Below are 20,088 nucleotides of genomic sequence, written 5' to 3'. Positions count from 1 at the left end.
TATGGCAAATGTACTTTTTTTAAGTATTCCGTCACATGGACATGTTAATCCTTCATTAGGGTTAGTAAGCGAGATGATGGCGGGAATCAGGGAGATATTAATCATTTCCACGCCAAGGGATACCCGTCTGTTCCAAGACCTTCTGGGAGATGGTTCTAAACTCGGTCTTTCTCTGCAATATGCGGTTCAAGCACAGCCGCGCGGGCTTGCGGATGCCTTTATTGTCGGCGAAGCGTTTATAGGACGCGATTCAGTTGGTTTGATTCTGGGAGACAACATTTTCTTTGGACAGAGTTTTGGCGCCACCCTTAAAAAGGTTGTTCAAAGACAGGAAGGGGCCACGATTTTCGGTTATTATACAAAAGACCCGAGGGCCTATGGAGTGGTTGAATTCGACCGCGAAGGCAATGCCGTTTCCATTGAAGAGAAGCCCAAGATACCGAAATCGAATTACGCGGTACCGGGATTGTATTTTTATGATCATAATGTCGTCGAAATTGCGAAAAAGCTAAAGCCTTCCGCCAGAGGGGAAATTGAAATTACCGCGGTCAACGAGGAATATATGAAGAGCGGAAAACTGAAGGTCGAACTGCTTGGCAGAGGGATGGCCTGGCTGGATACGGGGACGATCGAATCATTAAGAGAAGCCGGCAATTTTATTGAAGCCATTCAAAAAAGGCAGGGATTGTACGTAGCCTGTATTGAAGAGATTGCCTTCCGCAACGGGTATATCTCCAAAGAACAATTGGTGGAAATGGCTGGCCCTCTGACCAAAATCGACTACGGCAAATATCTGCTTCAGATTGCGGAATGACCTTGCGGAAGGGCGCCAATTAGAATCAAAAGTAAAAGAGGGTGTCCCAAGTCATCCTAGATGACGGAGGGACGACCCTCTTTTACTCTCTATGATTTAACCTCCTTAAACAGTTCTGGCGAATTGTTCCTTACGTTTCCGACCGAACTTGAAACCGGGTAGGCCCGCATTTTTTCTCCGCTTGATCGGGCTGCAGCAGTAATAGGATATTAATTTTATCAGTGCGTCTTTGACAAAGAAATCGGAAGTTATTAAAATGGTTTACATAGAGTAATCCTTTACATAACGTAAACTATTTTGGAGGTCCTTATGTCACGCATTCCGGTTACAAGCAGATACCCGCTTTTTATCTTGATGTTTAATTTATTCATCGCCCTGTTGGGGCAAGGAATGGTCATTCCGATTCTTCCGGATTATCTGAAGCTGTTTGACGCCGCAGGCACGGCAGCCGGCTATCTTGTCGCCGCCTTCGGGGCGGCCCAGTTTTTGTTTTCCCCTATCGGGGGGCAGCTTTCCGATAGATTTGGCCGTAAAAAAATGATCATGTCCGGTCTGTTTTTAACCGTTCTCTCCGATTACATGTTCGCCGTATCGCACAGCCTGTCTTTTTTATATGCAGCCCGTTTTATCGGGGGCATCGGACTCGGGCTTATGGTACCGTCCGTTATGGCTTATGTAGCCGATTGCACAACTACGAAGACAAGGGCTAAAGGGATGGGGTATCTGAGCGCAGCGATGAATCTAGGCATGGTCCTAGGGCCGGGGCTGGGAGGTATTATCGCCGAGTTTGGCATTCGGATGCCTTACTTTTTTGCCGCGGGGTTGGGACTTGCGGCCACTCTGCTTACAGGGCTGCTCCCCGAAACCCAAACGCGGCAACTTCAGCAACCCGCAAGATTACGTTCTGAACGTGAACCGCTAAAGCAGCAAATCGTTAACTCGTTTCGAACTCCCTATTTTCGATACCTCCTGCTCATTTTGGTCATGACATTCGGGCTAGCCAATTATGAAACGGTGTATGCTTTGTTCGTAGAGCAAAAATACGCTTTCGACGCTCGGGAGATTTCCGTTATTATAACAATAGGAGCGATTGTTGGTGTGGTCGTACAGGTATGGCTGCTTGATCGGATTGTCCGGCGTTTTGGCGAGATCCGGGTCATCCGCCTTTCTTTGATCCTATCGGCTTGTACCCTCTTGTTGATGTTGGTCCGGGTCAATCAGGCTTACCTTTTGGTGATATCAGCTCTGTTCTTTGCCTTCAACGCTTTTCTCCGGCCGACGGCCAGCACGATAATTGCCAACATGGCCGAAGGGCGGCAGGGATATGCTTCCGGACTAAATACGACCTATACCAGTTTGGGGAACATGATCGGGCCGATTTTTGCGGGGGTTCTGTTTGATATTCAACTTAATTTGCCTTATATAATGGGTGCGTTTATTCTGCTGGGGGCCTTCGGTTTAACTATAGAAAGGAAAATGCGTAATGAAGGACGAATCTACAACGATGGCGGAGTCATGGCACAAAAACCTGAAGAATAAACATCGCGAAGCCTTAATCGCGGCAGGTAAGAGCCTATTTATGAAAAAAAGCTTCCTTAACGTGAACATCAAAGAGGTATGCGAGTTGGCGGGGGTTAGCCGCGTCACCTTTTACAAGCATTTCCGATCCATGGACGAATTGATTTTTGAGGTTCAAATGGATGTGCTGGAGGGCATGACCGGTTATTTGGAAGGAATAGGCGTCGAAGCTCGCGATGGGAAGGCCAAGTTACGGCTCATTCTTGAGGCTTGGATCGACTATGCCCGGCAGCATCCCGATTATCTGAAATTCATCCTGCTCTTTGACCTCTACTACGAGGCCTATGATTCGGATCATGAATTGAAACACCGCTATGAACAATTTATCGTTACGAAAAAAGAACGGCATTTCCTTACCGAGACACTCGAAGCGGGGCTCAGGGACGGCTCGTTGCAACCAGGTCTCCACCCTTTGGAAACGGGACAGTTTATTTTTACTGCGATGATGGGACTGCTTCAGAAAGTTAGTCTAGTCCCGGCAGCGGAGATGGCCGGGGAATCGATAGACGACCCCATTCCTCAGCGCTTCGTGGACATGATTCTTCAATATTTGGCTGACAGTCGGCACAATTAGGACGGATGAGGTAATGCTATCGCATTTTAAAATGAATAATATTAAAATAAGCAAGACAATATATCTATTTCTAACTTTTGGAGGTTCACATTGAGTATTGAACAGAGACTTTTTGAAGCGGCAAAGGAATTGGTAATGAAGAGATATCCCTCAGGTTGGGGAGGGGCGGCGGCCATGTATACCAGTGATGGGGAGATTTTGACAAGCGTGGCGCCGGAAGTGATCAATGCTTCCACAGAGTTGTGCATGGAGACGGGGGCTATTTTGGAAGCGCACAAACTGAACACCAAAATCACGCATTCCCTATGCATCGCGAGAGATAACGAAAATGAAGAGTTTAAGATTCTGAGTCCATGCGGCGTGTGTCAAGAAAGGTTGTTTTATTGGGGCAACGACGTAAAGGTAGCGGTAACCACACCGGACAATCAACTTCTGTTTAAATCCTTGGAAGAAGTGCAGCCCTATCATTGGACCAAGGCCTACGCCGAATAAGAAAAATTCTAAAGCAGTATGAAATAAAACCGACCTTCCGCTTAGCCGGAAAGGCCGGTTTTTGTTTTAGCCGTACCATGTGCACTTGCTCAACATCTCGTCCCATTCCGGCTCGGGAAGGATCAGATTTCCGCCATAGGCCATGTCCAAATGAAAGTCCCAATCTCCCATTGTAACGAGGTGATAACGGCCCGCCGTTTTCCGAACCAATCCCCATACGCCCAAGTCTCCCTCAGCGCTGGAAGTGACCAGAAACCAATCCTGCCATTGAAAAATATGAGGGTTCCTATATAAGCCCAGGTGTTCGGCATACCCCGATCCGTCCCGCGGCGGGACTATGGCACAAAGCTCGGATAGCAGCGTGACCTCCTCAATATACAGCTCCACCCACGCTCTTTGTCCGTTCCGGTCAAGGACCCGCTCCACCTTGCAGCGCACAAACGCAGAAGCTTCAATTTCCTCGGGATGGCTGTCCCAGCCGTTAAAATGCGAAAGGGCAGGGGTAAATAAAGTCCAAAACGACTCCCCGACCGTCATATGAAAATGGGAATGAACCTGTACGATCCGACGTTCTCCAGCCGTAGGCGCTTTCTCGGATCTGGCCCAGATTCTCTCGTCTAAGCCAGGGAGATCATCCTCCGGCCGGAAATCCGACCAATCCATCACATTATCGAGCCCGGTGATCTCAAAATCGGGATGATCCTTCTTCGCCTTTTCGTAATTTTTGTGACATACGGTACATTCAAACACGATAATCTCCTCATCCATCCGGCAAACTCCTCATCTTCAGCGAATAGTCATATGAAAATCAAGCGGGCACCTGCCTGCGCAGCTCCAAAATAAAGGTGCTGCCGGCCTGCGAGCTGCTGCCCAGCCTCAGATCGCCGCCTTGGGCGCGGGCCAGCAGCCGGCTGTAGGTCAAGCCGAGGCCCAGGCCGCGGACCTTGCGCTTCTTGGCCTCCCCGCGATAGAAGCGTTCAAAGATATGCGGCTGCTCCTCCTCCGCAATGCCGCTTCCATTGTCGCTCACCGCGATATCAATGTACCCCTCGTGGGAATGGAGCGAGATCTGGATCAGGAGCGGGCGCTCGTCGGAAGCGGCCTGCAGCGCATTATTCAGCAGATTCACCACGATTTGCTGAATCCGCAGGGCGTCCCCGGCCGTAAGGAGCTCCTCCTCCGGAGCCTCCACGGTAATGATGATGTCCTCGTTCTCATGGAGCAAATTCCACTGATAGGCGATTTCCTCAACGAGCACTTTCACGTCCAGCGAATCATGCCGGACCTCCAGACTGCCCGAAGATAGGGCATTGTAATTGAGCAGGTCGGCCACCATCACCTCCATCCGCTCCGATTCCTTGAGCGCGATATCAAGAAACTCCTCGGCCTCCTCCGGATGGACCACTCCTTCACGTACCGCCATGAGCAGGCCTTTGATCGAGGTGACGGGGGTCTTCAATTCATGGGACACCCCGGCCAGCGACAAGGCCCGCCATTCTTCCAGTTGCTTAAGGCGGTGCGCCATGTCTTTGAAGGAGCCGATCAGGTCCTGAAGCTCCCTTTCCGGGGTGGCGATCTCCAGATCGACCTCGTAGGAGCCCGCCGCAATCTGCCTGGCGCTCTGCGCCACGCGGCGAATCGGGCGGGACAGCTTGCGGGACAGTGAGTAAATCGTAATCCAACCGCATAAGATGAGGGTCGCCAGCAGTACGGCGATCAGGATAATTTCGTTGGGACTATAGGTGAGCGAACGTTTGGACTGCAGCAGGGAAACCTGCCCTTGCAGTTGTTTTCCGTTCAGGATCGGCGTCGTCACGGCCAAAAAACGCTCATCCCGCGCACGCGACAGATCGTCGGTGAGTTTATGTTTAAGCTCCCGATCGCTGATTCGGGGTTTGGAAAATACGAGATCCCCTTTGTTGTCGGTAATAATCAGGCAGAGTTCATCCTTGTCCAGATTGAAATAGACGAACCGGCTTTTCAGCAACTGTTCGAAGTTCGGAGGGATAACGAGTTCACCTGTGGGTGAAGCGACCCGTTCCGAAATTTCCTGACCGAGCAGCCCGGTCGTCTTCAAGCGGCTGTCCATCGCCGTCTCCCGGATCCAGTACACGGCAGCGAGAGCGATAATCGCCAGCCCAAGGCACAGAATAATAAAATAACGGACGGTCCAATACGATAGCATGGAGGTTTGTTTACGTTTCACTCTTTGATCCATAACTGATACCCCATTCCCCGCAGCGTACGGATTTCTCCTTCTTCCAGCGACCAATGCGACAGCGCCTGCCGCAGCCGTTTAATGGACAGATCGACCGCCCGGTCGCTGCCGTCATAATCGATTCCCCATACCTGCTCAATGAGCTGTTCGCGCGTAAAAGTCCGGTTGGGCCATTCCGCCAAAAACAACAGCAGCGCCAGTTCACGGGGATTCAAAGCGACTTCGGCGCCGTTGACCAGGACCTGCTTGGCGGCGAGGTCAATCGACAGGTTCCCGTAAATCCGTTTGCTGCTGCCGTCATGCCAGTGCGGAGGCCTGCGCAGTACGGCGTTGATGCGGGCGACGACTTCATCGGGGACGAAGGGCTTGATCATGTAGTCGTCAGCTCCGCCGTTCAGCCCCGCCAGCCTGTCGGAGATTCCGTCACGCGCCGTCAACATGATGACCGGGCAGGCGCTCGTTTTGCGGATCTCCGCGAGCAAATCCATCCCGTCCCCGTCCGGCAGCATCAGATCGAGGAGGACGAGGTCCGGGGACTCGCTTTCAAATTGCTCGATCGCAGCCCGGCCGGTAGCCGCCCGGACCGGACGGTGCCCAGCTTTTCGGATATAAGCGGCGAGAACGCGGGAAATGGCTTCTTCATCCTCGATAATTAAGATCGTTTTCACGAATTTCTCCTCTTTCGGCTGATCGCTTTTTCTAAATCTTTATCATATCCCGGGCATAGCCGCAAGCTTTTCAAGCCGTTCAAAGTGAAAAATAGGAAATTTTTCAGAAAAGTGTGATTCTGACATCATCCCGACATATTCGGATGCTAGATTAGCTGTAAATGAGATAGGAGGTAACCTGAAAAATGAACAAGAAAACCAGAAATTGGATTATAACAGGAGTGGCCGCGGTCATACTGGTCGGTGCCGGCGGCTATGCATTTATGGATAATTATCTGGGGAATCGCGTGGAGATCACCGAAGCGATTCCGGCAAGCGCGGCGGCGGCAAATGGCAAAGCGGACGGGGGAAGCGACGAACAAGCGGTTGTAGCCGCTGAACAGTTAAACGGCGAATGGAAAATTGCCGCTGCGTCCAAAGTCTATTTTTCCGTCACCACCTCCAGGGAAACCGTCAATTTTGAGAATGCGGCGGTCAGCGGGAGTTGGACGATTCAATTGGATCAACCCGAAAATATGAAGGCCGAAGGAACCGTTGAAATGAGTGAAGTCAGCTCGGGAAACGCACAGCGGGACGGGCATATTCAGAATGGAGAGTTTTTTAATGTGCCTGAGCATCCGCAGGCCAAATTCGTCGCTTCTTCATTTGAAGGGCTTCCTGCGGAATGGAAGGAAGGGGCGGTATACGACTTCACCATGCCGGGGACATTAACCGTAAAAGGGGTCGATAAAGACGTGATCTTCGAGGCACAGGCGCTTTATCAGGACAACCAAGTCAGACTCTCGGGCGTCACGACCGTGACTTTCGCCGATTTCGGCATGCAGAATCCGCATTCCGTCGTCCTGGAAACGGAGAACGATATTTCGGTTCGTCTCGAGCTGGTGCTGGAACGTTAACGGAATTACTCATACGTGGATAAAAAAGACAGGGATGGACCCAATCGGGTCCATCCCTTTTTTCGAAAGGCCGAGATTAAATAAGCGCAATAGCGAGCAGCGTAAACAGGCTGAGCGTGAGAATATCATTGCCGTACCAGCCGGCACCGCCATATCCCGGACCGTAAAATCCCGGGTAAAACGCGGATGTTTGGACGGGCCCCCCACGTTCAGGACGCAAATAGACATATTGGGGGTCCACGTCGACGATCGTTCCTACGACATGGCGTCTGTCCGTCGTCAAAATCCGCACCTTGCGGTTTTTCAAGCGCATACAGTTATAGTAAGCTTCCACTTGGGCATTCCTCCTCCTTTTTTATAACCTATGTGAGACCTGGCGGCATGGAAACGGCGTTCGCCGGGAGGCGGAATGTTTCAGGTCAAAAGTTTCTCACTAATAGTTTTTTAAAAATTTTAATGACTAAGTCTTCGGTTTTTGGAAGTTTACAGAAGTTTTGCCGGGAAAAACGGGTATGGAAATAATGTGGAGTGCAGAGAGGACGACAACAGGGAGGAGATATGATGGCAAAATTAGTGGCTGCGATTACACACACAAGGCAGGATGCGGCGATGGCGATCGAGGATCTGAAACGGGCCGGTGTGAAAAAGGGGCGGATTTCCGTGGTGGCCAGAACGGAAGAGGAATTAGGCATCATCAGCAGGGATACCGGATTACCCAAGCCGAGACGGGGGGACGGCAATCACGCGCTGTTTCATCCGCTGCTTGAAGTCGCCGCCATATTGGAAGAACAGCCGGCGAACGTGGCCGTCATCGGGCCCGCTTCCTATTTGCTCGCCGGAGCGGAGATCGGCCAGGGAAGCGACGACTTTGTCGTCGGATTGACGGGAGCGGGGATTCCTTTGGAGGATGCGCGGGAAATGGAACGCGGTCTTTTAAACGGCGGTTTCGTCTTGTTTATCGAATGTGAAGAAGGCCAAAGCGAGTTTATCGAGCGGCTTCTGGCGGCCCGGGAAGAGCTGGTGCTTTTTCCGGCGGAGGCTTTAAACAACATGGCTAAATGAAATTAATCTGTTTTTCAGGTTTCCGTAAGGTTTGTTTAAGGAAGGCTTGTTATATTAATTGTACTCCCTCTTTTTAATTGATATAGATGAAACAAAGAAACCATCCCAGCCAGAGGGATGGTTTCTTCTTGTGGTTTGAAGGATGTTTATTTCAAATCCTCGATCGATTTCACATCGACATAGGACGGCACGACCAGGCCGGTTTTGACGCCGGTCATGTTGGGGCCGAGGTCCTCCAGCTTGTCGCCGAACTTCGTCCAGTAATCGGCATGCGTGAGCGGAAGCCAGGCCGCCGCGGAAGCGTCGACATCCCCGCTCGCCACACCGGTCCACATCGGGCCCGCTTCGACTTGAAGCGCCGTGACGTCGTATCCGAGCTTGCTCTCCATAATGTATTTCAGCAGATAGGTGCTGGCGATTTCCGAATCCCATGCGACATAGCTCAGCTTGATTTTGTCGCCGCTGACCGGCTGCAAATCCTTCGTCCAGGCATCGACGCGATCGCCGTGGCTGTCCGCCCATGCCTTGGCGGCTTCCGCCGGATCCGTACCGTCCTGAATGGCCGTCATGATTTCGCCCATTTCATCGGAACTCCACTCAAACCGGTCCAAAAATTCGTAGGCGACCGGGTGATCTTCCTTCAATCCTTTACGAACGATCGTATGGATTTCTTCCGCTTCCCCGTATACTTTCTTGGGGTCTTCCAGGTATTTCAGATCATACTTGGAAAACATCCAATGCGGCGTCCAGCCGGTGATAATGATCGGCTCTTCTTTTTTGATCGCCTTGTCAAGCATGGCCGTCATCGCGGCGCCCGAACCTTCGATTAATGTCCAGTCTTTCAGCTCATACTGCTCCAGGGCGTCGGCGGTTGCCTTCATAATGCCGGCGCCGGGATCGATGCCGATAATTTCATGTTTGACCTGCGCACCGATAGAGCCGGTTTCCGCGCCCGCGCCGGACTTGCCGTCACCGCCGGTGGCGGCATTGGAACCGCAAGCGGTTAAAGCCAGCATCCCGGCTAAGCCTGCCATTACCCATAGCTTCTTCGTTTTCTTCATCCTTTATCCTCTCCTTTTGCCTGATTTGAAAAGATTCTGCGTGAACCGGTCCAGCACAATCGCCAGTACGACCACAGCTAACCCGGCCTCAAAGCCTTGCCCGATTTTCAACTGGGTGACGGCGCGGTACACGGTTGCCCCGATGCCCTGCGCTCCGATCATGGAGGCGATGACGACCATCGACAAGGACAGCATGATCGTCTGGTTCACACCGGCCATCATGGTCGGCATCGCTAACGGCAGCTCCACCTGGACAAGTTTTTGCCAGGAGGTGGAGCCAAAGGCATCCGCCGCTTCGGCCAGTTCGCCGGAAACCTGCTTGATTCCAAGGTAAGTCAGGCGAATCGTCGGCGGGATCGCAAAGATAACGGAAGCGATCACCCCCGGAACGACCCCCAGACTGAAGAAAGTGACCGCCGGCAGCAAGTACACGAACGCCGGCATGGTTTGCATGAAATCAAGCAACGGGGAAATGATACGGTGCGCCGTTTTGCTGTAGGCGCTCCAGATCCCGATCGGAATCCCGAGGACAATCGAGATCAGTCCCGACGTAATCACCAATCCCAACGTGTTCATCGTTTCCTGCCAGTACCCGAGATTTTCAATCAGCAGGAAGCCGATCACCGTAAAGAGCGTCAGTCTCCACTTGCCGATCAAAAATGCCAGTACGCCGAGGATAGCGATAAATAGAAGCGGGTGGGGGAGCAGGAACAACCCCGAGAAAAAGCCTACGATTCCTTCGATAACACTTGAAATACCGTCGAACAAGCCGCCGAGATGAGCGGCCATCCAGTCGACCAACATTTCAATCCAATCCGCGAGCGGCAGTTTAGGTAAGTTCATGTCCGCTCACCTCCTTATTTTCGACTTCACCGGCGAGCGCGCCGAGCACGGCACCGCGGACAATGACACCGAGAAGCCGGTCCTGGTCATCCACGACCGCGAGGGGAACCTTCGCGGAGCTGGTGACCTCAAACAGTTCGTTAAGCAGAGTATCCGGGGAGACCCGAGGTCCGTCCTTGATCAGAATGTCGCTCAATGTCCCGCCGGCCTTGTGAACTTGCGAAGCGTCCTCCGCCGTAATCACCCCGAGCAGACGTTTGGCCCGGTCGATGACGAACAGGTTGGAAATCCCCCGCTCCCGCATCAATTGCAGCGCGACCCGCGGACCGCGGTCCAGGGTTACGGTCTCCGGACGGCGCATAACATGCGAAGCGGTCAGTACCTTGGACAGGTCGACATCCTCGATGAAACGTTCCACATAACGGTCGGCCGGTTGCGTCAACATTTCTTCCGGCGTCCCGATCTGGACGAGCTCGCCGTCTTTCATCAGGGCGATACGATCGCCGATGCGCAGCGCTTCATCCAGGTCATGCGTGATGAAAACGATCGTTTTCTTCATTTTTTCCTGCAGCTCGAGCAGTTCATCCTGCATATCGCGCCGGATCAGCGGGTCGAGGGCGCTGAACGCCTCATCCATCAGCAGAATTTCCGGGTCATTGGCCAAGGCGCGCGCCAGGCCGACCCGCTGCTGCATCCCGCCGCTAAGCTGATCGGGCATCACATTCTCCCAACTTTGCAGCCCGACAAGTTCCAGCGCACGCAGCGCTTTCTCGCGGCGTTCCGCCTTCGGCACTTTCTGCACCTTCAGCCCGTATTCGACGTTTTCCAGCACGGTCCGGTGCGGGAACAACCCGAATTTTTGGAACACCATGCTGATCGTTTTACGGCGCACTTCGCGGAGCTGCGCCTTGTTCATTTTTCTTAAATCCTTGCCATGAATCAGAACTTGACCCGATGTCGGCTCGATCAGCCGGTTTAACATGCGAACCAGCGTAGACTTACCGCTGCCGGACAGGCCCATAATGACAAAAATCTCGCCTTCCTGAATGCTCAGGCTGACGCGGTTCACCCCGACCATAATGCCCTTCTCCTTGGCCAACCGCTCTTTGGTGTAGCCTTTCTCGAGCAGTTCGACGCCTTGATCGGCCCCGGGTCCGAACAACTTGGATAATTGGTTGACTTTTAAAATTTCTTTAGTCATATGTTCACCCCTTTTGGATTCGATACTTCATTTCTCTATAACATCACAACGGAATGACGCCGCCGTGACGATCATGTAACTTAGTTTAGCAAAATGGCAAGCTTTTAATCAAAGCTCAAAACCGTACGTAAAGAACGTACAGAAAAAACTGAACGGAAGGATACTTCCGTATTCTCCGGATTACTCCCAAATGCTGTCCAGTTCGCTTCTTTACTTTTGAACCTCCTTTTCTTAAGATAGAATAAGCATCCGTGCGCTTGGATTTATGTACCGCGGGTTGAACGCGGGACTTATCGGAATTCACTCGTTGAAATTCAATTCTTTTCAATTTACGGATTGAACGCACAGCATAATGAATGGAGGTCGCACAACATGAGCTTGGACCAGCTCACAACGGAACAACAAGCCGAGTTACAAAAAGTGCGTAAGCGTGTTATAGAAGCGATTGGACGTAATATGGACTTATATGGAATATCTTTGTCAACGGGCCATTTGTACGGGCTGCTTTTTTTTGCCGACAAACCGATGACGTTGGATGAAATGGGTATGGAGATGAGGATGAGCAAGACGAGTATGAGTACGGGCGTCCGTACGCTGCTCGACTTGAAAATGGTGAATAAAGTTTGGGAAAAGGGTTCACGCAAAGACTTGTATGAGGTGGAATACGACTGGTATCAGACTTTTACCGACTTTTTTGCGATTAAATGGAGAAAAGCGGTAGAGACGAACCTCCTCGTATTGAAGCGGGCCATGGATGAAATCCAGAGATCTCTGTCCGCGGAGAACGGCCCGGAAGAACCTTTTCGGTCGATCCTGGAACAGGACCGGCAGAAGATGGGGGAAGCCGTTAAATATTATGAATGGATGGACAGGCTGATCGATGTGATGGAGAGCGGCGAAATCTACAACCTGGTTCCCAAGGAAATATAGAAAAAGAGGGCGTCCCGAGTCGTTTTGACGGGGACGTCCTCTTTTTTGCCGCTTGCGTCGCATTAAACTCGAGCCAATTTGTCAGCGGCCAAATCCGTTAGAAGAAGCTGCGGACGCTGCCGAGCGTCAATACGCGCCGATGTCATCCAGCATGACCCGGCCCGGGCCGCCGGTCAGGCGGAAGGAAAGCCGCCGGATGCCCGTACTTGCGTCGAACTTCGCGTTCTCGGCGGTAAACGCGGTGATCGGCAGCCGATAGGTCTGAAAGACGGCTTCGATCGGGTCTTTATATTTTCCGCCGGACAGATGCCGATCGAGCCAGGGATGAAGCGTGTAGCTCGTTTCGGGCAAACGCGGTATCGGCATGAACTTGGACAGCGGGACGCGGGCCGTTTCCCCGTTGCCGCTCTCCAGTTCCACTTCGATGTCCAGCTCTTCCCGGGAGGCTTCCCCTTCCTTTCGTTCCAGCTCGTAGCTCCGGTCCGACAAAGAGAACGACAACATGTCGATCGGTCCATTTTCCGGAGAAGGGGCGGATGCTTCCCAGTTCAGGCTGTAAGCGGACACCTCCGATGGGCTGTCCGCATCTCCCGTCCGCTCCAGGACAATGCCCCGCGTGCCTTTGCCGGAGTTGCCCCGGTTTTTGGCTTCCTCTTCCTTCCAGAGTAAATTCGTTCCTTTGGCGGTTCCGCCGTCCGGAAGGGTCAACCGGTTGGAGTCTTCGTCAAACCGGGCCCAGGCTACCATTTCCCCGCTTTCGAAGCGGTTGAAATAGGCGGTTTCCGGCAGCCAGGACAGTCCCGTCCGGTAGTCGACGAATAGAGGCAGGTACTCCTCGTTTTGTCGCAATGTACTTTCCAAAAAGGCGGAGATGTATACCTTTGCGATCGTCCGCTGTTCCTGCGGAGACAGCATTCCCTGCCGGCTCAGCAGAATGCCTTTCGGGTAACTGACATCGCGTCCGCCCCAGCCGGTATTGAATTGGCTGTGGTTGGCGTCCGCGATGTACAGCGAGGCCTTGAACGCGTCTGCTCTTCCCGGGAAGCTCGTGCGGACGTACTGCCGCTCGCCGTCAAAGTCCGTGACGTCGCCGTCGCGGGCCCCTTGCAGCGTCAAATAGCTGACATCGGCGAGCCTCGCATACTGATCGTCCACCTTTTTGTCCGTTGGGGCGATCGCGGCCACGGCGCGGATGTTGTAGCGGTCCATTCCGCCCAGCGTGGCGTCCTTGCTGAACCAGCGTTTGTAATCGGCGGCCATCGCCACGGCCTGCCCGCCTCGGGAGTGGCCGACCAAAGCGATCCGCCCGAAATCCACCTTGCCGGAGAACGGCGTGTCCGCGCGGTCGGCAAACCGGCCGATCTGCTGGAGATGTTTCAACAGCAGCCAGGAGCGCACCTTCATATCCTGGTCGGGAATTCCGGACCAAACGGAGTAATTCAGGAAATTTTCGTCGATGGAGACGGCGATGTATCCCCGGCTGGCCAGCAGATTCCCGAGGTAGGCATAGCCGTCATCGGAGTAGTCCTCCATGAGGTGGTTTCCGTGAACGATCAGCACCAGCGGGAAGGGGCCCTCGCCCTGCGGCATCCATACCCGGCCGTTGAGCGGAAGCGCGCCGGCGTGAAAGCCCCAGTAGAGCGTGCGAAAACGGGACCACTTCCCAAGATAAGCGGAGGCGTCGACGGGATCCGACCTCAGGCCGACGTGTCTGCCGTATTCCGGCTGCCAGATATCCCGGCCGCTCCCGTAGGTAAACGCGTCCACGGGATACCCGCCGGGCTCGGAGGGATCGGCCGCGGCCAGCGGCAGGGTGCCGGAGTCGGCCCGGATCTCCGCCGACCCGGCCGGGACGGCGGACCCGTCGGGCGGCCAGACGGCGGCCAACAGGCAAGCTAAGGCCATCAGGCCGGCGATGCCCGCCTTCAGGCGAAGCGAGGCCTTGCCTGCGGCAAACCAGCCGAGGAGCAGACCGCCGAGAGCACCCGCCGCGGTGAGGATGACGGATACGATAGCCGAGATGGCGAAAGCTTGATCCTCTTGATAAAAAATCAAGAAAATGGCGGCTAAATCGAACAGCAGAGCGCCCGCGAAGAGGCGGGGGATCGGCAGCCCGGTCAAGGCCAGCAAAAAGGCGGCAAGGTGCGCCGTAAGGAACAAGGCTGCGGTGCCCGCCGCGGCAAAGCTCAAGGTGTCGACCGCGGCGCCCAGTCCGGTCGGCATGCCCAGCGCCGCCAGGGCAAACGCGAACATGCCGGCTCCCCAGGGGCCGGCCAGGCTCATGCGCCAAAAAGCGGTGTCATACCGGTAGGTCTGCCGGATGCGCTGCCGCAGGATGTGACGAAGCCGCCTTTTGGGCGGCCGGACGACAACAAGTTCGGTCTGTGCTTGAAGTTCCATAGTTTCCCCCGGATTTTTAGATCAAGGTGTTGAAACGGCGTAGTTTCATATTTTCATTTATTGTAACACGCCAAATCGCGGGAACAAACAGGAGAATATCGGCGCTTTTAGGAACGGGAACCGCGTTTGAAGAGCCGGAAAGAGCAGAGGAGCAGCGCGGCCATCACCCCGAGGCAAACTCCGATGCTGATCCGGTTTTGGGCATCGAACAGGAAGAGAAGGGCGATGATCGACAAGCAAATCACCGCGATCCAGGTGATGAACGGATATCCCCAGATTTTGAAGGACGGTTCCGCGGGATAATTTTTACGCAATTTCCATTGCGCCAGCAGAATCGTAATCCACACCAACAAGACCACGAAGCCGGGAACGGCCATCAAGAGCCGGAACAGGTTGTCCTGGGCGACATAGGCGATCATCGCGCCCAGGACCAGAACGAGTCCGCTGAGCTTCAGGCTGTTAACGGGCACCCCTTTGGAGGAGAGCCGGCCCAGGACCCGGGGGGCTTCGCCGCTCGCCGCCATCGAATGCAGCATCCGCGTCGCTCCGTAAATCCCGGAATTGGCGGCCGACAACACGGCGGTAATCAGAATGAAATTCATCAAATGCGCGGCGCCCTTCAATCCGGCAGAAGTCAACACCTGAACGAACGGGCTGGTTTGTTCGCTAAGCGTGTCCCACGGGATTAACCCGCAAATCACCAGGATAGGCAGCGTATAGAACAGCACCACTCGTAAAATAAAACTTTTGACGACCTTCGGCAGCACTTTCTCGGCCTGTTGGGTTTCCGACAACGTGAGACCGATCAGCTCGGATCCCCCGTAAGAGAACATGACGACAAGCAGGGCCGAGAATATCGCCGTCCATCCGTTCGGAAAGAATCCGCCATGGGCGCTGAAGTTGGAAAGTCCCGGCGTTTCCGCACCGGGCAGCACCCCGAACAAAATACAGCCCCCAAGCACGATAAACACGAGAATCATGGCAATCTTTATGCCCGCCAGCCAAAATTCAAATTCCCCCAGACCGCCGACGCTCATCAGATTGACGGCAAGAATCAGCGCCGCGCAGCCCAGGCTAAGCAGCCAAAGCGGAACCTCCGGCAGCCAAAACTGCAGGAAGCTTCCGGCCGCGATCACCTCGATGACGCACACGGTAAGCCACATGAAGCAATAGAGCCAGCCGATGATAAACGAAATGCGTTCGCCCAAAGCGAGCCGGATAAAGTCTTTCATATTAAGTCCGGGGTAGACCGTGGCCATTTCGGCGATCGCCCCCATGACGACCAGGAGCAGCAGTCCCGCCAAGGCATAGGAGAGGACGACTCCGGGCCCCGCCAGGCTGACGGTCTCGGCGCTCCCCTTGAATATGCCGGTCCCGATCACGCCGCCCATCGCCATAAAGCTGATATGCCGCGGGCGTAGTTTTTTCTGTAAAGGAGAAGATTGCGAATTCACAAATGAAAGCCTCCCGACGTGGATGATAGACATTAATATTACATCAATTTGCGACGTGTGGAAATGAATATTCGTTACATTGATAAGTATCATTTTTAGTTGATCCGTCAGATAGTCTTCCCGTCCGATCCTCTTTAAAATGAGGATAGCCGGAAAAATGCGGATAGGAAAGGAGCAAAATATGGCACAGCTTTCCGTCAATAAATCGGTGGACCCTCCATCACTCCGGGACCGTAGGAAGAATGGGTTCCTGCGATTCGTGAGACAGCTTGACTTGCAGTTGATGGTCATCCCGGCGCTCGTTCTGATTTTTGTGTTCAGCTACATTCCGATGTACGGGATTCTGATCGCGTTTCAGGATTACAAAATCGGGCGCAGCTTTACGGGCAGCCCCTGGGTGGGAATGAAGCATTTCATTACTTTTTTTCAATCGCCGGAGTTCGGGATCGTCATGAAGAATACGATTATGATTAGCCTGCTGAAGTTTTTCATCGGGTTTCCGGCCCCGATCCTGCTGGCCCTGATGCTCAACGAGGTCCGCAAGATGGTGTTCAAGAGGGTAGTGCAGACGATTACGTATCTGCCCCATTTCATGTCCTGGGTCATTTTGGGCGGGATCGTCGGGTCCATGCTGGCCACGGATAACGGCAGCGTCAATATGCTGCTGGAACGGCTGAATCTGATCGATGAACCGATCAACTTTCTGTCGCTTCCGGAATATTTCTGGTCCATTTTAATTACGACCAACGTATGGAAGGAGATCGGCTTCGGCTCGATCGTCTACCTGGCCGCCATTGCGGGCGTAGATCCGAATACGTATGAAGCCGCTTCGATCGATGGCGCCAGCCGGTTTCGTCAAATTTATTTGATAACGCTTCCATCGATTATGCCGGTCGTTTCGATCTTTATGATATTGGCTATCGGCAATCTGCTGAGCGCCGGGTTCGAGGACATTCTGGTGCTTGCGGTCAATCCGGCGCTGCGCGATGTGTCCGATGTGCTCGATACGTATGTCATCCGCGTCGGCATCAACAATTACCGCTACTCGTATGCGACCGCGGTCGGTTTGTTTAAAGCGGTAATCAGCGTCGGTCTGCTGACGATCGCCAACTATGTGGCCAGGAAATCCGGCAATAGCTTGTGGTAAACAAGACATCATCCAGGGAGGTGAACCTCGGTGCGGGATAGTCTGGGTGACCGAATCATGGTCACATTCATTTATATGTTTCTCATTCTCCTGTCCGTTTCAACCTTGTATCCGTTTTTAAACGCTATTGTTATTTCCTTGAACGAAGGCTTGGATACCTCGAAGGGAGGGATCACGCTCTGGCCCAGGGAATTTACCTGGGAGAACTACAGCGTGGTTTTCCAGGATGAAAGGCTGATGAGCGGTTTTTTCGTCTCCGTGTTAAGGACCGTCATCGGAACGGTTACGGCCATTTTGGCCACCGCGATCTTCTCGTACGGGATGTCCCGGAGAGAGCTGATGGGGCGAAAATATTACATGATCATTTGCATTATTACCATGTACTTTGGCGGGGGGCTAATTCCGACCTTCCTGTTGATCCGTGAGCTGGGCCTGATGAACTCGTTTTGGGTTTATATTATTCCCTCGCTGATCAGCGTCTGGAATATGATCATTTTTCGTACGTTTTTTCAAGGGCTGCCGGCCGGTTTGGAGGAATCCGCCAAAATCGACGGCTGCGGCAATTGGGGCACGCTTTTCCGGGTGGTGCTTCCGTTGTCAGGCCCGGTCATCGCCACGCTGGCGCTGTTTACCGCGGTTGGACACTGGAATGAATGGTTCCTGGCCAGCATTTACATTTCGGATGAGAAGCTGCTGCCGATCCAGACGATCCTGAAGCAGATCCTGGCCTCGAACATCGTCTCCGAGCAAACTGCCAGTATGGATGCCGCCGCGCTGGCCCACTTGCAGAAAGCGAAGACGATCACAAGCAAGTCGCTGTCGATGGCGACGATGATGGTCGCGACGCTGCCGATCGTTCTGGTATATCCTTTTGTGCAAAAGTATTTCGTCAAAGGCGTACTGGTAGGCTCGTTGAAAGAGTAGCCTGGAAGTTTAGAGCGCCCTCGCTTTAAACATATATATTATGGAAGGGAAAGGGGATCACAGCGAATGAAGAAAAGAAGAAAGCTGTTTGTCGGCATGATCGCTCTGTTGACGGTGATGGCCATGATCGCGGGATGCTCGGGCGGCTCGGGCAAGGCCCCCGCTAACAAGGCGCCTCAAACCGGTGAGAACAATACGGGGCAGGGAAATGCGCCGAAATCCGAAGAGTCCGGCTTGTACGAGTTGGGGAAGGAACCGCTTGAATTTACGCTGTTTGGCAATTATGACTGGTACACGATGCCGAAATGGGGAGCGGACAAAACGACAGCCTGGATTCAGGAGAACAAGAAGGTGACCGTGACGGAAGTGCCGAACGGAGGGAATAACGTCCAGAAGCTGAATACGATGATCGCTTCGGGCGAACTGCCGGACGTCATTTGGGGCGAACGCGGCGCGGACGTGGAAAGAATGCGCGAGGCGGGTATGCTCGTTCCGCTGGACGATTACATCGAGAAATATCCGAATCTGAAAAAATGGCTCGACCCCAAGGCGCTGAACATGCTCCGCTCGCCGGACGGCAAAATTTATCAATTCCCGAACTGGTACACGAACCGTCCGAACGGGAATGCCGGCTGGGTCGTCAACAAGAAAATATATGACGAGTTGGGGAAACCGAAGCTGGAAACGACGGATGATCTGTACGCCTACTTGAAGATGGTCAAGGAAAAATATCCGGATGTCATTCCGCTGGAAACGGACATTGCCAGCGAAGGCCACGGCCTGGATCAAATCTATTCCGCCTTCAAAGAGAACAATTTGAGCTTTACCCGTTATTTCGCCGTTCCGGATGGCGATAAAATGACTTCTATTTATAAAGATGAGCCGTTCCGCGAATCGGTGGTGTACGCCGCCAAGCTGTTCCGGGAAAAACTGATGACCCAGGACGCCATGACACAGACGCGCGATCAGGTGCAGGAGAAGCTGATGAACGGCAAAGTCGCCGTCTACGTCTCGACCAACCCGACCGTATATGCGATGCAGGCCCATGCCGAACTGACCAAAAAAGATCCGAACGGCGGTTATTTTATGATTTGGCCGATTCATAAGGAAGGGCTGGATAAGAACAAAATTTATCCGGGGACTTACAACAAGCTGGGATGGAACGCCGCGGTCATCACCACGAGCGCCAAAAACCCGGAAGCGATTTTCGCTTTCCTGGACTGGTATACCGGTCCGGAAGGAATGAGATTGCAAATGTGGGGCGTGGAAGGCGAATATTGGAACGGTCTTGAAGCCGATGGGGAAACGCCGAAATTCACCGAGAAGTATACGACGGAGAAAGAGGCGCTCGCGGAGCATCAGACGAAGATGGACCCGTTAATGTGGGTAGGCAACACCGTTTATGTCGACGATATCAAGGGGAAATATGAAGCGACCCTCCCCGAAAATGAACGGAACTGGTCGACATACTGGCAATATGAGATTACGTGGAAAACGCAAGGCGACGCCACGGAATTTATTAACCTCTTCCCGATGCCGGACAGCGAAGAGGGGATCTCGTTCCAACGGGCCAAAGACATTTGGCTGAAGGTCCGGGCCCAAACCTTGTATGCGAAGACGGACGAGGAAGCGCTGGCGATTCTTGACCAGGCTCACGAAGACACGATGGCGGCCGGCTTCCAAAAGGTGTTGGATTTCTACGCGGCCAAATGGCAGGAAAACCTGAAGCAGATTAACGGGAACTGATGCGAATCGAGGGAAACCGGTTATCCGGGGACCCTCTTTTCGCCGTTTTGCGGGTGCGGGGTACCTCCATCTCACAGGGA

18 protein-coding genes and 1 pseudogene are annotated in these 20,088 nt (G+C 53.4%); 10 read left to right on the top strand and 9 right to left on the bottom strand.

Going from position 1 to position 20,088, the window contains the following annotated elements; translation table 11 throughout:
- The first annotated feature begins 1 nt into the window (after nucleotide 1).
- The 4 genes from rfbA (at nucleotide 2) to FRY98_RS06175 (ending at nucleotide 3,458) form a co-directional block, all read left to right on the top strand.
- Nucleotides 2–814, top strand: a complete 813-nt coding sequence (gene rfbA, locus FRY98_RS06190; protein WP_148450818.1) for a glucose-1-phosphate thymidylyltransferase RfbA — start codon at nucleotides 2–4, stop codon at nucleotides 812–814.
- A gap of 309 nt (nucleotides 815–1,123) precedes the next feature.
- Nucleotides 1,124–2,353, top strand: coding sequence for an MFS transporter (locus tag FRY98_RS06185; RefSeq protein ID WP_148450817.1), 1,230 nt, complete (start codon nucleotides 1,124–1,126; stop codon nucleotides 2,351–2,353).
- The gene (locus FRY98_RS06180) at nucleotides 2,298–2,966 is read left to right on the top strand and encodes a TetR/AcrR family transcriptional regulator (RefSeq protein WP_338114591.1); all 669 of its coding nucleotides are present in this window, start codon (nucleotides 2,298–2,300) and stop codon (nucleotides 2,964–2,966) included. Before FRY98_RS06185 ends, FRY98_RS06180 begins: the two co-directional genes overlap by 56 nt.
- A gap of 90 nt (nucleotides 2,967–3,056) precedes the next feature.
- Nucleotides 3,057–3,458, top strand: coding sequence for a cytidine deaminase (locus FRY98_RS06175; protein ID WP_148450816.1), 402 nt, complete (start codon nucleotides 3,057–3,059; stop codon nucleotides 3,456–3,458).
- Nucleotides 3,459–3,524: 66 nt separating this feature from the next.
- On the opposite strand, the gene FRY98_RS06170 is transcribed toward FRY98_RS06175, so the two are convergent.
- From FRY98_RS06170 to FRY98_RS06160, 3 genes are read right to left on the bottom strand one after another with little or no spacing between them, the layout of a single operon-like run.
- Nucleotides 3,525–4,226: a hypothetical protein gene (locus FRY98_RS06170; protein ID WP_148450815.1), complete on the bottom strand. Its 702-nt coding sequence runs from the start codon at nucleotides 4,224–4,226 to the stop codon at nucleotides 3,525–3,527.
- Nucleotides 4,227–4,266: 40 nt separating this feature from the next.
- Nucleotides 4,267–5,676, bottom strand: a complete 1,410-nt coding sequence (locus FRY98_RS06165; RefSeq protein WP_148450814.1) for a sensor histidine kinase — start codon at nucleotides 5,674–5,676, stop codon at nucleotides 4,267–4,269.
- Nucleotides 5,661–6,344: a response regulator transcription factor gene (locus tag FRY98_RS06160; RefSeq protein WP_148450813.1), complete on the bottom strand. Its 684-nt coding sequence runs from the start codon at nucleotides 6,342–6,344 to the stop codon at nucleotides 5,661–5,663. Before FRY98_RS06160 ends, FRY98_RS06165 begins: the two co-directional genes overlap by 16 nt.
- 185 nt (nucleotides 6,345–6,529) lie before the next feature.
- Between FRY98_RS06160 and FRY98_RS06155 the strand changes: the two genes are divergently transcribed.
- Nucleotides 6,530–7,240 (top strand): YceI family protein, encoded by a 711-nt coding sequence (locus FRY98_RS06155; RefSeq protein ID WP_148450812.1) that lies wholly within the window; start codon nucleotides 6,530–6,532, stop codon nucleotides 7,238–7,240.
- Nucleotides 7,241–7,316: 76 nt separating this feature from the next.
- Here the strand turns inward: FRY98_RS06155 and FRY98_RS06150 are convergent, their stop codons facing one another.
- The gene (locus FRY98_RS06150; RefSeq protein ID WP_148450811.1) at nucleotides 7,317–7,574 is read right to left on the bottom strand and encodes a hypothetical protein; all 258 of its coding nucleotides are present in this window, start codon (nucleotides 7,572–7,574) and stop codon (nucleotides 7,317–7,319) included.
- 227 nt (nucleotides 7,575–7,801) lie between these two features.
- On the opposite strand from FRY98_RS06150, the gene FRY98_RS06145 reads away from it, so the two are divergent.
- Nucleotides 7,802–8,302 (top strand): hypothetical protein, encoded by a 501-nt coding sequence (locus tag FRY98_RS06145; RefSeq protein WP_148450810.1) that lies wholly within the window; start codon nucleotides 7,802–7,804, stop codon nucleotides 8,300–8,302.
- A 146-nt stretch (nucleotides 8,303–8,448) separates the two neighbouring features.
- Here FRY98_RS06145 and FRY98_RS06140 read toward each other — a convergent pair whose 3' ends face one another.
- The 3 genes and pseudogenes from FRY98_RS06140 to FRY98_RS06130 form a co-directional block, all read right to left on the bottom strand.
- Nucleotides 8,449–9,363 (bottom strand): glycine betaine ABC transporter substrate-binding protein, encoded by a 915-nt coding sequence (locus FRY98_RS06140; protein ID WP_148450809.1) that lies wholly within the window; start codon nucleotides 9,361–9,363, stop codon nucleotides 8,449–8,451.
- A gap of 14 nt (nucleotides 9,364–9,377) precedes the next feature.
- Nucleotides 9,378–10,206, bottom strand: a pseudogene (locus FRY98_RS06135) (ABC transporter permease); the annotation flags it as partial.
- The gene (locus tag FRY98_RS06130) at nucleotides 10,193–11,407 is read right to left on the bottom strand and encodes a quaternary amine ABC transporter ATP-binding protein (protein WP_148450807.1); all 1,215 of its coding nucleotides are present in this window, start codon (nucleotides 11,405–11,407) and stop codon (nucleotides 10,193–10,195) included. The pseudogene FRY98_RS06135 and the gene FRY98_RS06130, both read right to left, overlap by 14 nt.
- A gap of 372 nt (nucleotides 11,408–11,779) precedes the next feature.
- On the opposite strand from FRY98_RS06130, the gene FRY98_RS06125 reads away from it, so the two are divergent.
- On the top strand, nucleotides 11,780–12,337 hold the full coding sequence (locus tag FRY98_RS06125) for a GbsR/MarR family transcriptional regulator (RefSeq protein ID WP_148450806.1): 558 nt from the start codon (nucleotides 11,780–11,782) through the stop codon (nucleotides 12,335–12,337).
- Between the two features lie 126 nt (nucleotides 12,338–12,463).
- On the opposite strand, the gene FRY98_RS06120 is transcribed toward FRY98_RS06125, so the two are convergent.
- Together FRY98_RS06120 and FRY98_RS06115 are read right to left on the bottom strand one after the other, a co-directional pair.
- Nucleotides 12,464–14,737: an alpha/beta hydrolase family protein gene (locus FRY98_RS06120; RefSeq protein WP_148450805.1), complete on the bottom strand. Its 2,274-nt coding sequence runs from the start codon at nucleotides 14,735–14,737 to the stop codon at nucleotides 12,464–12,466.
- Between the two features lie 107 nt (nucleotides 14,738–14,844).
- The gene (locus FRY98_RS06115) at nucleotides 14,845–16,224 is read right to left on the bottom strand and encodes an amino acid permease (RefSeq protein ID WP_148450804.1); all 1,380 of its coding nucleotides are present in this window, start codon (nucleotides 16,222–16,224) and stop codon (nucleotides 14,845–14,847) included.
- A 148-nt stretch (nucleotides 16,225–16,372) separates the two neighbouring features.
- Here FRY98_RS06115 and FRY98_RS06110 point away from each other — a divergent pair, with 148 nt between their 5' ends.
- From FRY98_RS06110 to FRY98_RS06100, 3 genes are all read left to right on the top strand, one after another.
- Nucleotides 16,373–17,338: an ABC transporter permease gene (locus FRY98_RS06110; protein WP_148450803.1), complete on the top strand. Its 966-nt coding sequence runs from the start codon at nucleotides 16,373–16,375 to the stop codon at nucleotides 17,336–17,338.
- Nucleotides 17,339–17,395: 57 nt separating this feature from the next.
- Entirely contained in the window at nucleotides 17,396–18,262 is an 867-nt protein-coding gene (locus FRY98_RS06105) for a carbohydrate ABC transporter permease (RefSeq protein WP_148451209.1), read from the top strand.
- A 66-nt stretch (nucleotides 18,263–18,328) separates the two neighbouring features.
- Entirely contained in the window at nucleotides 18,329–20,008 is a 1,680-nt protein-coding gene (locus FRY98_RS06100; protein ID WP_148450802.1) for an extracellular solute-binding protein, read from the top strand.
- The last annotated feature ends 80 nt before the right edge of the window (nucleotides 20,009–20,088 follow it).

This window comes from Paenibacillus faecis, assembly GCF_008084145.1.
GTDB lineage: Bacteria > Bacillota > Bacilli > Paenibacillales > Paenibacillaceae > Fontibacillus > Fontibacillus faecis.
The sequence above is the reverse complement of the archived record's forward strand: the minus strand, read 5'-3'. Positions and strand labels throughout refer to the sequence as shown.